General features: G+C 61.0%; 10 protein-coding genes and 1 pseudogene. 5 read left to right on the top strand and 6 right to left on the bottom strand.

The window, feature by feature from the left end; translation table 11 throughout:
- Positions 1-24: 24 nt before the first annotated feature.
- Entirely contained in the window at positions 25-3,009 is a 2,985-nt protein-coding gene (locus JD971_RS07975) for a Tn3 family transposase (protein WP_202087131.1), read from the top strand.
- Positions 3,010-3,015: 6 nt separating this feature from the next.
- Complete coding sequence (locus JD971_RS07970) at positions 3,016-3,552, top strand: hypothetical protein (protein WP_202087130.1); 537 nt, start codon at positions 3,016-3,018, stop codon at positions 3,550-3,552.
- Here JD971_RS07970 and JD971_RS07965 read toward each other — a convergent pair.
- The gene (locus JD971_RS07965; RefSeq protein ID WP_202087129.1) at positions 3,507-4,106 is read right to left on the bottom strand and encodes an MFS transporter; all 600 of its coding nucleotides are present in this window, start codon (positions 4,104-4,106) and stop codon (positions 3,507-3,509) included. The two genes, JD971_RS07970 and JD971_RS07965, sit on opposite strands and share 46 nt — an antisense overlap.
- 347 nt (positions 4,107-4,453) lie before the next feature.
- Positions 4,454-5,809 (bottom strand): IS1380-like element ISPme1 family transposase, encoded by a 1,356-nt coding sequence (locus tag JD971_RS07960; protein WP_012112698.1) that lies wholly within the window; start codon positions 5,807-5,809, stop codon positions 4,454-4,456.
- Here JD971_RS07960 and JD971_RS07955 point away from each other — a divergent pair.
- Entirely contained in the window at positions 5,808-8,816 is a 3,009-nt protein-coding gene (locus JD971_RS07955) for a Tn3 family transposase (protein WP_236672347.1), read from the top strand. The genes JD971_RS07960 and JD971_RS07955 overlap by 2 nt on opposite strands.
- A gap of 98 nt (positions 8,817-8,914) precedes the next feature.
- Here the strand turns inward: JD971_RS07955 and JD971_RS07950 are convergent, their stop codons facing one another.
- The 4 genes and pseudogenes from JD971_RS07950 to JD971_RS07935 all read right to left on the bottom strand — a co-directional run bounded on the left by JD971_RS07950 (position 8,915) and on the right by JD971_RS07935 (position 13,202).
- A complete protein-coding gene (locus tag JD971_RS07950) occupies positions 8,915-9,679 on the bottom strand; it encodes an IS6-like element IS6100 family transposase (RefSeq protein ID WP_001389365.1) in 765 nt (254 codons plus the stop codon).
- Positions 9,680-10,102: 423 nt separating this feature from the next.
- A pseudogene (nylA, locus tag JD971_RS07945) lies at positions 10,103-11,581 on the bottom strand (6-aminohexanoate-cyclic-dimer hydrolase).
- A complete protein-coding gene (locus tag JD971_RS07940) occupies positions 11,578-11,769 on the bottom strand; it encodes a hypothetical protein (protein ID WP_202087128.1) in 192 nt (63 codons plus the stop codon). Before JD971_RS07940 ends, nylA begins: the two are co-directional and overlap by 4 nt.
- Positions 11,766-13,202 carry an amidase gene (locus JD971_RS07935; protein ID WP_202087127.1) on the bottom strand — a complete coding sequence of 479 codons (1,437 nt, stop codon included), beginning with the start codon at positions 13,200-13,202 and terminating at the stop codon, positions 11,766-11,768. The genes JD971_RS07940 and JD971_RS07935 overlap by 4 nt, the downstream gene beginning before the upstream one ends.
- 179 nt (positions 13,203-13,381) lie before the next feature.
- On the opposite strand from JD971_RS07935, the gene JD971_RS07930 reads away from it, so the two are divergent.
- Both JD971_RS07930 and JD971_RS07925 read left to right on the top strand, forming a co-directional pair.
- On the top strand, positions 13,382-13,792 hold the full coding sequence (locus tag JD971_RS07930) for a hypothetical protein (RefSeq protein ID WP_175217155.1): 411 nt from the start codon (positions 13,382-13,384) through the stop codon (positions 13,790-13,792).
- A 97-nt stretch (positions 13,793-13,889) separates the two neighbouring features.
- Positions 13,890-14,612, top strand: a complete 723-nt coding sequence (locus JD971_RS07925; protein WP_202087125.1) for a TolC family protein — start codon at positions 13,890-13,892, stop codon at positions 14,610-14,612.
- Positions 14,613-14,627 lie beyond the last annotated feature (15 nt).

Here is a 14,627-nt window from a genome sequence, read left to right as displayed (position 1 = left end):
GTATTTGCGTTTTCTCGAGCCCGTATGACGACACTGCACGAAACCGCTTATCCAAGGCTCAAGGCCGACCCGACTCCCAAGGAGCTACGGGAGGTTTATACCCCGACTGAGAACGAATTGGCCTTCGTTTTCGATGCCATCCAGCGGCCGGCATCTCGTCTTGCCGTCCTGCTTCACCTCAAACTGTTCCAGCGGTTGGGCTATTTCACCCGCCTAACCGAGGTGCCCGACACCATCAAAAACCATGTTGCCCGCGCGGCAGGCTACCTGAAATTGCCACCAGCGGAGCAACTGGATCGGTACGACGATTCGGGGGCAAAACGTGCCCATATGGGGTTGTTGAGGCAATTCCTCAACGTGCGGGTGCTGGACGACACGGGTAGAACCTGGCTTCGCTCCATTGCAGAAGATGCGGCCGAGACCAAGAATGACGTCCCGGACATCATCAATATCATGCTCGAAGAGCTGGTCCACCATCGGTATGAACTACCGGGCTTCACAACGATGGAACGGATGGCTCAGCAAGCGCGGGAGCAGGTCAATAACAAGTATTACACGGGCATTGCCGATCTGCTTGCTCCCACTGCAAAAACACTAATCGACGACATGCTCAAGGTGCCGACCGGCGCCACGCATAGCGGCTGGCAGGCACTCAAACGGGAACCCAAGAAACCCACCAACAAGGAAGTACGTCAGTACCTCCAACATATTCGCCAGCTGCAGCACCTGGCCGAGCAGTTGCCCGTTATCACCATCCCGGTTCCCAAGCTCCGTTATTTCCGTGCCATGGCCCGAGCCATGAATGCCGCAGAAGTCACCGAACTCAAGCCGATAAAACGCTATGCGCTGGCCGTTATTTTCGTACGCGCCCAGTACAGCAAGACCTTGGATGACGCTGCCGACCTGTTCATCCGGTTGATCCAGAACCTGGAAAACCACGCGCAGCAAAAACTGATCGCCTACCAGCTCGAGCACAGTAAGCGGGCCGACATGCTGATTGGCCAACTGAAGGAGATTTTGCAGGCCTACAGCCTGGAAGGAACCGACACGCAGCGAGTGGACGCTATCGAGAATGTTCTGATCACGGACCTGGTATCGTTGCTGGCCGAATGTGAAGAGCACATGGCGTATGCCGGCAAGAACTACCTGCCGTTCCTGATCCAGCCCTATCGGGCCATACGCGCCTTGCTGCTGAACTGCCTGGAAATCATGGCGCTGCATGCCACCAGTCTGGATCAGACCATGGAGCGCATGATCGCCACGCTCATGTCGCTTCGTTCCAACCGGTTGGAGGTGATCGATACCGCCGCCTTCGGCATTCACCCGGAATCCGATCTGGATTGGTTGTCCGCGCAATGGCGCAAGTTGGTGCTGGTCAAAGCAAAGGGAAAGGACGCGCCGGAAAAGCTCAATCGCAAATACCTGGAACTGGCCATCCTGCTGCAGGTCAAGGACGAATTGAAGTCGGGTGACCTGTGCATCCGCGACGGTGAGCGTTACGATGACTACCGGGAACAACTGATCGATGAGGAGACGTTTTCCCAAGAGCTGGAGGCGTATGGTCAGGTTACGGGATTGTCCACCGATGCAAACGCATTCATTGCCGCCATCAAGAACGAACTGAGCAACTTGGCCGAAGAAGTTGACCGTGGTTTCCCGGAGAATGCCCACGCCGACATCGTAGACGGCCGTCTGGTCCTCAAGAAGGGGCAGCGCGTTGAGGTATCGAGCGTCATCCAGCAACTGGATCAGACGATTACCGATCGCCTGGCCAATCTCAGCATTGTCGATGCGCTTATCGACACCGAACGGTGGCTCAGCCTGCACCAGGACTTCCGGCCGCTTGCTGGCACCGAGAGCCGGCTCGACGATCTGCTGATGCGTTTTATCACGACGCTATTCTGCTACGGCTGCAATCTGGGGCCCACGCAGACCGCCAAGTCCATCAAGAGCTTTAACCGGCGTCAGGTTGCCTGGCTCAACCTCAAGTACGTCACGGAAGAGCTGCTAGACAAGGCGGTCGTCAAGGTGATCAACGCGTACAACCAATTTGAACTGCCCGGTTACTGGGGTAGCGGGAAAAGCGCCTCGGCGGACGGGACCAAATGGAGTGTCTACGAACAGAACCTGCTCTCCGAATACCATATCCGCTACGGTGGGTATGGCGGGATTGGTTATTACCACGTTTCGGACAAATACATCGCGTTGTTCTGCCATTTCATTTCGTGCGGCGTGCACGAAGGTGTCTATATCCTGGATGGCCTGATGGCCAACGCCTCGGACATCCAGCCCGATACCGTACATGGTGACACCCAGGCGCAGAGCTATCCGATATTTGCCCTGGCCCATCTGCTGGGCATCAAGTTGATGCCGCGCATCCGCAACATCAAGGATTTGACGTTTTTCCGGCCTGAGCTTGGGGCGCATTACAAGAACATCGACTCGCTGTTTGGAGGCAATATCGACTGGAAGCTCATCGAAACCCATTTGCCCGACATGATGCGGGTGGCGGTATCGATTAAGTTGGGGAAGATCACGGCCTCCACCATTCTTCGCCGTCTGGGCACCTACAGCCGCAAGAACAAGCTGTACTTCGCGTTTCGCGAGCTGGGCAAGGCTGTACGAACCATCTTTCTGCTCCGCTATATTGGTGATGTCGAGCTGCGCAAGACGATCAATGCCGCCACCAACAAGAGCGAGGAATTTAACGCCTTCGTCAAATGGGTGTTCTTTGGTGGCGAAGGGATCATCGCGGAAAACATCCAGCACGAACAGCGCAAGATCGCCAAGTACAGCCACTTGGTGGCCAACATGCTGATCCTGCACAACGTCGAGCACATGACACGGGTACTTACAGAGTTGAAGCGCGAAGGAATGGACTTGAGCCCGGAGGTGTTGAGCGGCTTGTCGCCCTATCGCACGGCGCACATCAACCGCTTCGGTGATTACACATTGGACTTTAACCGCGAAACCTCCCCACTGGATTTCAGCACCAAGATTCTGGAGTGATGCCGCATGCAGAAAGATGACATCTACCGCCATCACGGCTGGCAATTTGCAGGCAGGAAAGGCATCGACGGCAATGTCCCAGAGGCATGGTTGCCAGTCATCGCCACCCTATGCGCCAAGGTGGCCGCACTTATCCCGGAGGAGCAGCATGGGGAATTTCACTGGCAAGACATCAAGGAGAAGCATGGGAAGCTGGCGGTGGCCTACCATGCGCCGGCAGCCTTGAACGATGCCGTGGATGCTCTGGTCGACCAAGCTGAGTCGGCTTGTGAGCTATGTGCAGAGATGATCCTGACTAAGGTGGATACTATCCGCTGGCAAGACTGCGTCATCCCTATCTGGCGACCGGTAGACAGCCTTGGTAAGCCACTGAGTGGGGGAATCGTCTATCTGGAAGACATGCCTTCCACACTACAGGCACAGTTCAAGGCTTGGCTGGCCCAGCAGCCACTTTCTATTTCCCGTCCACCTTTGGGCCTTCCTCGCCGAGGTGTTAGCTATTTTGCGGCTGACGTTGTAACCGCAATCGAGCAAACGTCCTGATAAGTCTTCAGTCCAAGAAGGGGAGAGCCACCTCCTCGCGCCTTGCAGCAGCGTGGTAAAAATCCATTGAATTTCAATTCACTAGGTGAATTTCGGCTGTTTTTCGTATGAATCCCTGCCGACCCTCCAAAGGCTGTGTGCAGCTTCGCGCTGCCGCGATAGAGCTCAGTCCAGCGTGCCCGCACGAAAGAACTGAAGCTCGGCATGGCGCCGCTGAGCACTGCAAAGGCGAACAGCGTCCAGTTCGGTGCTCTCAAATGGGTTGCCAGCATCAGGCTGATCAGGGCCGACACCGCGACGAACGTTGCCGGCACAAGCACGCGGCGCTGACCATGGCGATCGACGAGCCGCGATACCTGCGGTGCGATCAGGCCGCTCGCCAATGCGAACGTGGCTGCAACGGCGCCCGCGAGCCAGTACTCACCATGCGTCTCGGACAACATCGTCACGATGCCCAGCGTGATCATCGAAAGCGGCATGCGGGCCAGGAAGCCCGCCGCGGAAAACGCCTTGGCGCCAGGCGCCTGGAAAATTTCACTGTATGGATTGCGCATGTAAGTCCCCGAGCACGGAGATAGAGCATTTTGTAGACAAGTGGGATCTCTTGGCATTACAAAAATGCGGCGAAAACAAAAACTTAGAGCGTTTCCGCGTTTCCGTGAAAACCGGAAACGCTCTAGCCGACATTCCCCAAGTGGCCTGCCGCTTGACTTCAAGATCGCCTGATTTTGCTCGCTGGGCAAGCGTTTTTCGCCCCGAGCGGTGTCTGTCGTCGCGCAAACGGCCGAAGTCGGGTGGATCAAGCCTCGAACCCGCAGCATTCTGGCCCGGCAGAGCCGCTTTTCCGCGCGGCAGACGGACCTGTCCTGCCGCTTTCGTTCAGCTTGGGCATGGATCGTGGTCATGCGCATGACGGAGGCGTTCGAAGACGGCGGATGGCGGCAAGGACGGCCCGCACCATCGGGCCGGTGACGGCGACCTCGGCCAACTGGAAGGTAATGGCGCGGGCGTGGCGGACGACGCGGGCGCCGATCTTGATCAGCTTGAGTTGCAGGCTGGTCAACGACCAGTCCGCCATGGCCTCGGGCAGTTCGATGCAGCGCAGGAAGGTTGCCAGGTTGTAGGCCAGCGCGTGCAGTTGCAGCCGCACCTCGTTGTGCCGGAACTTCCGGCATGACAGCCGCGTCCAGCGAAAGGCATATTTGCCTTCCTTGATGTGCTGCTCTGCGGTGCCGCGCTGGTTGTAGAACCTCACCACCCAGTCTGGCTCCATCGGCAGGTTGGTGACGATGAAGCCGACTTTGGGGAACAGCTCGCCCGGATGCCATTCGATCTTGGCGATGACGCGGCGCGGCTTGTCCCAGGACGCCGCCTGATACTCGAAGTCCTCGAAGAACCGTTTGACCTTGGTCAGCGAAGGCCGTCCCACGGGCCGTGTCAGCCGATGCGCGATCTTCTCGCGCAAGACGGCGTTGGCGGGCAGACGGATGGCGTAGAAGAACCTGGCTTCTTCCAGCCGCATATAGATCGCGGGGATCGCGTAGGCAGCGTCGGCCCGGAAGAAGCGTCCACCAAGGTCGCGGCCAGCATATCGGGCAATGACGGGATCAAGGACATCCCGCCAGCCATCGGCGCTGTGGACATTGCCGTTACGCAGGGCGCAGCGCTCCAGCATGCCAAACTGGTTGAACAAGAAGATGGGGTGATAGCAGGTGCAGTCGAAATGCCCGTTCCAGGCAGCACCTTCCTGATCGCCGTGGGTGGGGCTGACCGAGCTGTCCATGTCCAGCACGATGTATTTCAACCCGTTGCGGTCATGAAACCGGTCGATCCATTGGCCGTTCAGATCGGCCAGCGCCGCCCGGTTCGCGGCCAGAGCCAGCGTCTCGGTCTCGAACCGTCCCATCTGCGATGCCGAAGCAGCTTGCGCCTCGACGGCCCTGCCGCCAACGACCTGACGCATCACGGGATCGAGGGCCAAGCGGTCGGCATCGTTCACATCCTCGTATCCGGCCAGTCGTCCGAACACCGATTGCCGGAACAATCCGTCAAGCCGATGGAGCGTGTTCTTCCCGGTGCGGCTGTCTCGCAGCGCCTCCGACGCCAGATTGGACAGGCCGAGCACGTCATCAAGCTCGCGCATCACCAGCAGGCCACCGTCTGAACTGATCTGCGCACCACGGAACTCCAGACGCACACGGCGGTCGAAATCAACCCGATCTCCCCGCGCCAAGCCCGCACCCTCCAGGTGATCCATGAAACGCGCCCCTCGCAGCCGTCAACGCCATGATTTATATGCGAAATATCACGATTACGACAGCGAAATCAGCGACTTACTTGGAGAATGTGGGTTTATGAGTACGGGTATTTCGAGTTCGGACATTGTCGCTCAATGGAGCCTGAGCTTCGCCGACATTGATTTCATCAATTCCAAACCGGCCGCGACGAGGCTCGGCTTAGCCTCGCAGTTGAAGTTTTTCAGCGCTCGCGGTTTCTTCGCTGACGATGGCACATTGATCCCGAACGAAGCTGCCGAATATCTGGCCGAGCAGATCGGCGTCCCAGCCGACGAACTGTCCAGCTATGATTTCGGCGGGAGAACAGCCCGTCGGCATTGCGCCGAGATTTTGCAGTATCTCGGCTTTGGCCGCATGACGCGACAGGACCGCGAAGCGCTTTCTTATTGGATTATCGGCGAGCTTTGCCCGTCCGGACAATCCGTCAGCGCCATGCTTGAGGCGGTGTTCCTCTGGTGCCGGGATCGCAAAATCTACGGTCCGTCTGCCAAGGAGCTTGAACGGCTTGTTCGTTCGCAGCGGCAACAATATCTCGACGGCTGGCTTCATGAGGTGAGCGCAGCGCTTCCGCCTGGGACTGTTGCAGCGATGGAAAGCTCCCTGGCTGACGCGGAAGGGCCGACAGGCTTCAATGCGATGAAAGCAGACGCGGGGCGAGCAACGCTCGACAACATTCTGGAGGTGACCGCTCGGCTTGCGTTCATCCGGAGCCTGAAACTCCCACGGAATATGCTTTCAGCGATCAACCCGGCGTGGATCGAGCATGTTGTCCGCCGCGTTTCCGGCGAAAAGGCGTCGGAGATGCGCCGCCACACGCAGACGCGCCAGCTCGCGCTTTATGCGGTGTATCTGATGGCGCGTGAAACGGCGATGACCGATGCAATGGTCGAACTGCTCGTGGAAACGGTGCACAAGATCGCAACACGGTCGAAACGGAAAGTGGTGGGCGACATCGCCAAGGATGTCGAACGGGTCTATGGCAAGGAACGGCTGCTTGTCGACATTGCCACCGCATCGATTGACGATCCGGACGGTCGCATCTGCGATGTCATCTTTCCGGTTGTCGGCAAGGAAAAGCTGGCGGCGATCATCAAGGAAAGCAGTGCCAAGGGTGCGCTTGACCGCCGCATCTATGCAGTCATGCGCAATTCATGGGCCAATCATTATCGCCGGATGCTACCAAGCCTGCTGTCCGTGCTGGAGTTCCGGTCGAACAATGCGGTTTGGCGACCGGTTTTGTCCGCCCTCGACTGGATCAGGGCGAAGCTGGATGATGGGTGCCGGTTCGTGCCGCAGAAGGATGTGCCGATAGACGGTGTGATCCCGGAAAAGTGGCGCAGTTCGGTCATCGATGGAAATGGTCGCATCAACCGCATCAGCTATGAACTCTGCGTCCTGACCCAATTGCGGGAATGCATCCGGTCCAAGGAAATCTGGGTTGTCGGCGCGGACCGCTACCGCAATCCCGATGATGATCTGCCGAAGGATTTTGCGGTTCGGCGTTCTTCCTATTATTCCCGGCTGAACCTGACGCAAAATGCCCGCGAGTTCGTGGGCTCGATTTGCAAGGAGCTGGAATCCGAACTGCTGCTCCTCAACGAAACAATCCCGCGAAACGAGAAAGTGCGCATCCTCTGGCGCGGCGAAAACCGGATATCGATCACGCCGTCCAAGCCAGCGCCGGAACCGAAGGGGCTGTCCGCCATCAAATCGGAGATTGGACAGCGCTGGCCGATGACGGGCCTACTGGATGTTTTGAAGGAAGCGGCGCTCGACACCGGGTTTCTCGATGCGTTCGAAACCTCGGCCTCCCGTGTCGCCCTTTCCAAGCCTGTTCTGGATCAACGACTGCTTCTTTGCCTCTATGGCCTCGGCACCAATGCCGGGCTGAAGCGGGTGGCCGGTGCCACCACCGATGCCAGCTATGAGGAACTTCTTCATGTGCATCGCCGCTTCATTCACGCGGGCGCTTTGCGGGAAGCCTGCGCTCGGGTTGCCAATGCCACGCTTGCAATTCGCAATGCAGCGGTCTGGGGTGACGCCGGAACGGCCTGCGCATCGGATTCCACGAAGTTCGGGGCTTGGGATCGCAACCTGATGACCGAGTGGCATGCTCGCTATGGCGGGCGCGGTGTCATGATCTACTGGCATGTCGAAAAGCGTGCCACCTGTGTCTATTCCCAACTCAAGCGGTGCTCGTCGTCGGAAGTTGCATCGATGATCGAAGGGGTTCTTCGCCATTGCACCGATCTAGAAATCCAGCGCCAATATGTCGATAGCCACGGCCAGAGCGCCGTTGGTTTCGCCTTCTGCCGCTTGCTCGGCTTTGAACTCGCCCCACGCCTGAAGGCGATTGCCCGGCAGAAGCTGGCACTACCGGATGCGAGCTTCCGGGCAAGTTTGCCGAACCTGCTTCCGATCCTTTCCAACCCGATCAACTGGGAGGAAATCGAGCAGCAATATGACGAAATGGTCAAATATGCCGCTGCCATGCAGACGCGCACGGCCGATCCGGAGGCGATCCTGCGCCGCTTTGCGCGGGCGGAAGTGATGCACCCAACCTACAAGGCGTTGAGCGAACTCGGCCGTGCGGTCAAGACGATCTTTCTATGCCGTTACCTGCGGCAGGAAGCCTTCCGCCGAGAAATCCATGAAGGGCTCAACGTCGTCGAAAACTGGAACAGCGCCAACGGCTTCGTCTTCTTCGGCAAGGGTGGTGAAATGGCGACCAACCGCATTGATGAGCAGGAGGTTTCGGCATTGGCGCTATACCTTCTTCAGGCTTCGCTCGTCTATGTGAACACGCGCATGCTGCAAACGGTGCTTGCCGAGCCAGCCTGGCACGGTCGTATGGCACCGGAAGATTATCGCGGCCTCACACCGCTCATCTACGCTCACGTCAATCCCTACGGCCGGTTCGATCTCGATCTGGACAGCCGGATAGATTTCGGCAAAATCGCAGCCTGAGCGGCGGTGCAGAATGCGCGTTGCAAAACTCAGGCGCAAAATTCGGCTCTGTTGCAAAGATTGGCGGCAGTCAGAGGTAGGCTGTCGCTCTGCGCCGATCAGGCGGCTGCTGCGAAATGGTGGTTGAGCATGCCCATGGCCTCCGTCAGCGCCGAGGGCCCAATGCCAAAAGCTCTCTCCACAAGGCGCACCTCGCCCCTGATGCCGGGCTGCAGGCACCAGGGGCGAGCCTGTCCTTTGCGCAGGGCTCGCATGACTTCGAATCCCTTGATCGTGGCATAGGCCGTGGGGATCGATTTGAAACCGCGCACCGGCTTGATCAGTATCTTGAGCTTTCCGTGATCGGCCTCGATCACGTTATTGAGATACTTCACCTGCCGGTGGGCCGTCTCCCGGTCCAGCTTTCCTTCGCGCTTCAATTCGGTGATCGCTGCACCATAGCTCGGCGCTTTGTCGGTATTGAGCGTGGCAGGCTTTTCCCAGTGCTTCAGGCCTCGCAGGGCCTTGCCCAGGAACCGCTTCGCTGCCTTGGCGCTGCGGGTCGGCGACAGGTAGAAATCGATCGTGTCGCCCCGCTTGTCGACTGCCCGGTACAGGTAGGTCCACTTGCCCCGCACCTTGACGTAGGTTTCATCCAGGCGCCAGCTCGGATCAAAGCCACGCCGCCAGAACCAGCGCAGCCGCTTCTCCATCTCCGGGGCGTAGCACTGGACCCAGCGATAGATCGTCGTATGGTCGACCGAAATGCCGCGTTCCGCCAGCATTTCCTCAAGGTCGCGATAGCTGATCGGATAGCGACAATACCAGCGCACCGCCCACAGGATCACATCACCCTGGAAATGGCGCCACTTGAAATCCGTCATCGTTCCGTCCGTCCAATCTCCGCCAAGCATGCTCAAGCTTCACGATTTTTGCAACAGAGCCCTCTTGCCTGCCGTCGACTGGAAGAGCCCCACGACCGGCTCGATCTGGTAAGCGCATGCTCGAGCGGTACGGCAAGTGGAATACGGCAAGCTCTTCAGTCGGTGGGCGGCGGGTGTGGGAGCGTCTGATCGACGAACTGACGAAGGATTGAGACACTCAGTACCTGATGCTAAGCTCGACCGTGGTGCGAGCTCACAAGCAGGCGACGACAGGCCGGGGTTCCAGCACAGAAAAGAGTGGCCTCAATCCGGCTGTGGGGCGTCCCCGAGGCGGACCTTCACTAAGGCGGTGTGGGGTGCCAGTTGGGGACGAAACCTGGGCCCGGCCCGTATCTGTCAGTAGGACCCCATCTCCCGCAAGCATCAGGCCGCTGGGATCTTCCGCGACGGGTTCAGCAATTGGGGCCGCCGAGCGACCCATGGCAGCGCCCCTTCCAACTGCGCGGCCACCTGAAGGAGGAGGTCCTCGCGTCCATAGGCCGCGACGATCTGCACCCCAATCGGCATCCCATCGCTAGACATGCCGATGGGGAGGGAGATAGCTGCCCCGAAACGTTGAAGGGAACGGTGAAGGCCAGCATCCGCAGACTGCCCGAGATAAGGGCGGTGTGACGCCCTTCCAAGTCGGTTCCCTTGGCGGGCATGAGTTCCCCAATTTCCGGCGTCTGACGCGTTACTGTCGGCAAGATCAGGAGGTCCCAACCCGCCTCCCACCAACGCTCCACCTTCCCAGCGTAGTATCGAAGCTCGTCCACGCACGCGGCGAAGGCGCGCCCCGTGACTTGGTCTGCGCGTTTGACCATTTCCCAACTGGTCCACTCAACGTCATCCTCCGTCAGCGGTACGGCCGATCAGTTCTCCGTTGCGTTCGATCTCTCGCGCGATCGCGACGTCGCAAATCGTCAAGTAGTCCTTGAGGAAGGACCGATCGCCGAGCGCCTCTGGGTAGGCGTCGTTCACGTCATGGCCGAGCGCGGCAAGCGCCGCAGCGGCGCCCCGTGCCGCCGCGGCGCATTCCGGATCCAGAGCGAAGTCGCCAACGGGGTTGTGGGTCAGGACCCCCACGCGGAGACTGCCCGGATTCTCGCTTATGCTCTGGGCGTAGGGCCGTGACGCTGTCGGTGCGCAGAACGTGTCGCCCGGCCGATGGCCGCTGACGACGTCCAGTAACGCCGCGATGTCCCGCACGCTTCGCGCAAAGAGGCCTTCATGGGCGGTTCCTGCGACGTTGTCTGAATCAGTGACCAAGGGGCCTGGGGATATCCGCCCACGCGTCGGCTTGAGGCCGACGACGCCGCAGACGCTGGCAGGTATGCGCACGGAACCTGCCGAGTCATTGCCGTGCGCAACCGGTGACAGAGCCGCGGCTACCGCAGCCCCTGAGCCGCCGCTGGATCCGCCAACCGACCGTCCGAGGTTCCAAGGGTTCCGAGTGGCGCCCCACGCTTCGGGCTCCGTCGTTACCTGCGTGCCCATCTCCGGTGTATTTGTTTTGCCGAGCAAAACGAACCCCGCCGCGCGCATCCGCTGCACGAAATAGGCATCGTGGTCGGCTCTGTAGCCGGACTCTTTCATGCCTTTGATGCTGGACGTGTTGATATCGCCTTGGCTCACGACGGTGAGGTCCTTCAGAAGATAGGGCACGCCAGCGAAGGGCCCGGAGGCCAACTCGCTCTCACGCCGCGCCTTCTCAAAGAGCGGGATGATGACGGCATTGATCTCTGGGTTCACAGCTTGGACATGAGCGATCGTCGCCTCCAGCAGTTCGGTCCGGCTTATCTCTCCCGAGCGCACGAGTTCGGCCTGGGCCGTCGCATCCTGCCAAAGGTCCACCTTGCTCACTGTCGCGCTCCTTCTGTCTGAGCTTGGGTCTGGGTTTGAACCAGCGCCATGCCGCAGCCCAGGGCCAGGGCCGTGCAGACGCGCAAGAATCGTTTCATTGTTTTCCCCTTGATGATGGTGAACTGCGCGAACGGCTGGGTCGACGGCGGCTGCGCCAGCCGCCAACCGATCAGCCGCCGTTGAATCAACGGCCTGGCAACGTCACGGCATGCGCTTGCCAGGGCGCGGCCCGCTCGATCTGGGCCGCCAGCCGCAGAATCTGGTCTTCGCGGCCGAAATGCCCGATCAGTTGGCACGCCAGCGGCACGCCGTCGGGCGTGGCCGCCACCGGCAAGCTCGCCGCCGGCCGCCCCGACGCATTGACGAAGGCCAGGAAGGTGGCGTAGCGCGAAACCGTTTCGCGAAACGCCCAGAAGCCGCCCGTCAGCGCCAGTTCACCCAGGCGCGCCGGCAATTGCGTAAGAGTGGGCGACAGCACCAGGTCCACTCCCTGCATGGCCTGGCTCAAGGCCCGGCCGATGGCATGGAAGCGCTGGATGGCATCCACGTATTGCGTGGCGGCGATGCCCCGGCCGATGTCCAGGCCGTCGCGGATCACGGGTTCCAGGTCGTCATCGCGCAAGGCGCGGCCCAGCACGGCCAGCCGCGCGTCCACCGCCAGCACGATGTTGGTGGCCAGCACCGTGCCATAGGCGCGCACGAAGGCGCCGTAATCGAAATCGGGCAGCGGGCCATCGACCACCTCGTGGCCCAGTTCGCGGCACAACCGCGCGGTGTCTTCCAGCGCCTGGCGGCAGGGATCGGCGATGGGAATGCCGTTGAAGGCGTCGCGCCAGACGGCAATGCGCAAGCGCCCTGCCCCCTGCTCGCGCACCGCATCCAGATACGAACCCGGTAAGGGCGGCGCGGCATACGGCGCACCCGAGGCATAGCCGCTGATCGCGTCCAGCGCCGCGGCGGTATCACGCACGCTGCGCGTGATGACGCCGTCGCACGCCATGCCGCCCCAGCCCTCGCCGCGCGACGGCCCCATGGGCACGCCGCGGCTGGGCTTCAAGCCGAAGACGCCGTTGCAGGCGGCCGGAATGCGGATCGAACCGCCGCCGTCGCTGCCATGGGCCACCGGCACGATGCCGGCCGCCACGGCTGCCGCGGCGCCGCCGCTGGAACCGCCCGTCGAACGGTCGTTGGCGCGCGGGTTGATCGTGGGGCCGCCGTGCACGCTCGATTCGGTGGACGGCCCCATGCACAGTTCGGACACCGTGCTGCGGCCAAAGGGAATCAAGCCGGCGGCGTCGAAGCGTTCGGCCAGCGTCGCGTCGTACGCGTATTCGATATCGGCAAACAGCCGCGAGCCCAGGTTGGACGGAAACCGCCGGCTGGCCAGGCCCAGATCCTTCAATAGAAAGGGAATGCCGCCAAACGGCCCCCGCGCCTGCCAGTGGGCAGCCTCCTGGCGGGCCTGCTCGGGCCGCAGATGTACCAGCGCGCGCAAGGGTGCGCCGCGTTCCTCTGCCAATTGCAGGGCGCATTCCATCAACTGCGCCGAACTCACTTCCTTGTTGGCCAGCATCTCTGCCAGCGCCAACCCATCCAGGGCGGCGTATTGCGCTGCTTGCATGACTTCCTTCCGGCTAGAATCGTTAAGGTATTGTTATGCAATACCTACATACTTCATAAAAATATTCTAGCGGGGCGCTGGCAATTACGGCAACGCGGGCAGCGTCAGGGATTTCCCGGGTCGTTCAAGGAACCCGGAGCCCGCAACCTTCCCATGTGGGAACCGATATACTGGCGCGCATGAATTTCCTGCGTCGGCTTTTCGTCGTGTTGCTGTGCCTGATGCTGCCCCTGACCGGGATGGCAGCCAGCGGGCTGGCGGGCGCCTACGCCATGCCGATGCCGGCCGCGATGGCGGACGATCCCGACTGCGCCCCGATGGCCGACATGCCCGATTGCGCCACGATGGCCCAGGCCTCTTCTCAGGCCTCTCTCCAGGCTTCACCCCAGGCCCCGTCCCACCCCGACGGCCACGGCCATTCTGCCTGCAAGATGACCACCCAATGCCAATTGGGTAGCCTGTACCACCCCACCCCGGCGCCTGCCGCCTACCGCCACGTCGGACTCGCCAGTCCCGTGACGTTCCACTACGCCCAGCCCCTGATCGTCCAGCGCCTGGATGATTTCTGGCGGCCTCCCCGCGTCAATTAACTCCATCGTTCCCAGACGCCCCATCACGGGGTGATGTCGTCCGCTTGTCGGACGCGTGCCTGCGCATTGGCGCAGCGCTTCTCCATGGAGTCGAAAGATGCTTTCGATATTTTCCTCGCCGCATGCGCGGCGCGGCGGCTTGCGCCTGACCGGATGGTTCGCCAGCCTGATCCTCGGCCATGGGCTTGCCTACGGCCAAAGCCCCGGCGTTACGCTCGACGAGGCGGTGCGCCTTGCGACCGTTGAATCGCTTACCATCGAGGCCGCCCAAGCCTCGGTCAATGCCAGTTCGCAAGCGGCCGTGAAGGCCGGGCAACTGCCCAACCCGATGCTGACTGCCGGCATCGACAACCTGCCGATCAATGGCCCCGACCGCTACACCGCCACCCAGGACATGCTCAGCATGCGCCGCGTCGGCGTCGAGCAGGAATGGGTATCGGGTGAAAAGCGACGCTTGCAGTCCGCCTTGGCCCAGGCCATGACGGACCACGAAAAGACGGCCTACCTGGCGCAGTGGGCCAACGTGCGGCAGCAGACCGCCCAGGCCTGGCTGGACGCGGCCTACGCCAAGAAGACCCTGGCGCTGCAACGCGACTGGGTCGACCAGATGCGCCGCGAGGCGGCCGGGGCCAATGCCACGTTGCGCGGCGGCCGGTCCGGCGCCACCGATGCCGCCCGGGCCCAGGCCCTGCTCGCCCAGGCGCAGGACCAATTGCTGGCGGCCGAGCAGCAATGGCGCACCGCCTTGATCCGCCTGTCTCGCTGGACGGCAAGCCCGATCACGGGCTCTGTTGCAAAGATTGGCGGCAGTCAGAGGTAGGCTGTCGCTCTGCGC

It is taken from the genome of Croceicoccus sp. YJ47, from assembly GCF_016745095.1.
In the GTDB taxonomy this organism is placed as follows: Bacteria; Pseudomonadota; Alphaproteobacteria; order Sphingomonadales; family Sphingomonadaceae; genus Croceicoccus.
This window is presented reverse-complemented; position numbering and strand designations above follow the sequence as displayed.

Coding starts and splice junctions, on each gene's coding strand:
- JD971_RS07955 (WP_236672347.1), top strand. CDS start 5,808: ATGAAACGCGCCCCTCGCAGCCGTCAACGCCATGATTTATATGCGAAA.
- JD971_RS07975 (WP_202087131.1), top strand. CDS start 25: ATGACGACACTGCACGAAACCGCTTATCCAAGGCTCAAGGCCGACCCG.
- JD971_RS07960 (WP_012112698.1), bottom strand. CDS start 5,809: ATGGATCACCTGGAGGGTGCGGGCTTGGCGCGGGGAGATCGGGTTGAT.
- JD971_RS07930 (WP_175217155.1), top strand. CDS start 13,382: ATGAATTTCCTGCGTCGGCTTTTCGTCGTGTTGCTGTGCCTGATGCTG.
- JD971_RS07970 (WP_202087130.1), top strand. CDS start 3,016: ATGCAGAAAGATGACATCTACCGCCATCACGGCTGGCAATTTGCAGGC.
- JD971_RS07950 (WP_001389365.1), bottom strand. CDS start 9,679: ATGACGGATTTCAAGTGGCGCCATTTCCAGGGTGATGTGATCCTGTGG.
- JD971_RS07935 (WP_202087127.1), bottom strand. CDS start 13,202: ATGCAAGCAGCGCAATACGCCGCCCTGGATGGGTTGGCGCTGGCAGAG.
- JD971_RS07965 (WP_202087129.1), bottom strand. CDS start 4,106: ATGCGCAATCCATACAGTGAAATTTTCCAGGCGCCTGGCGCCAAGGCG.
- JD971_RS07925 (WP_202087125.1), top strand. CDS start 13,890: ATGCTTTCGATATTTTCCTCGCCGCATGCGCGGCGCGGCGGCTTGCGC.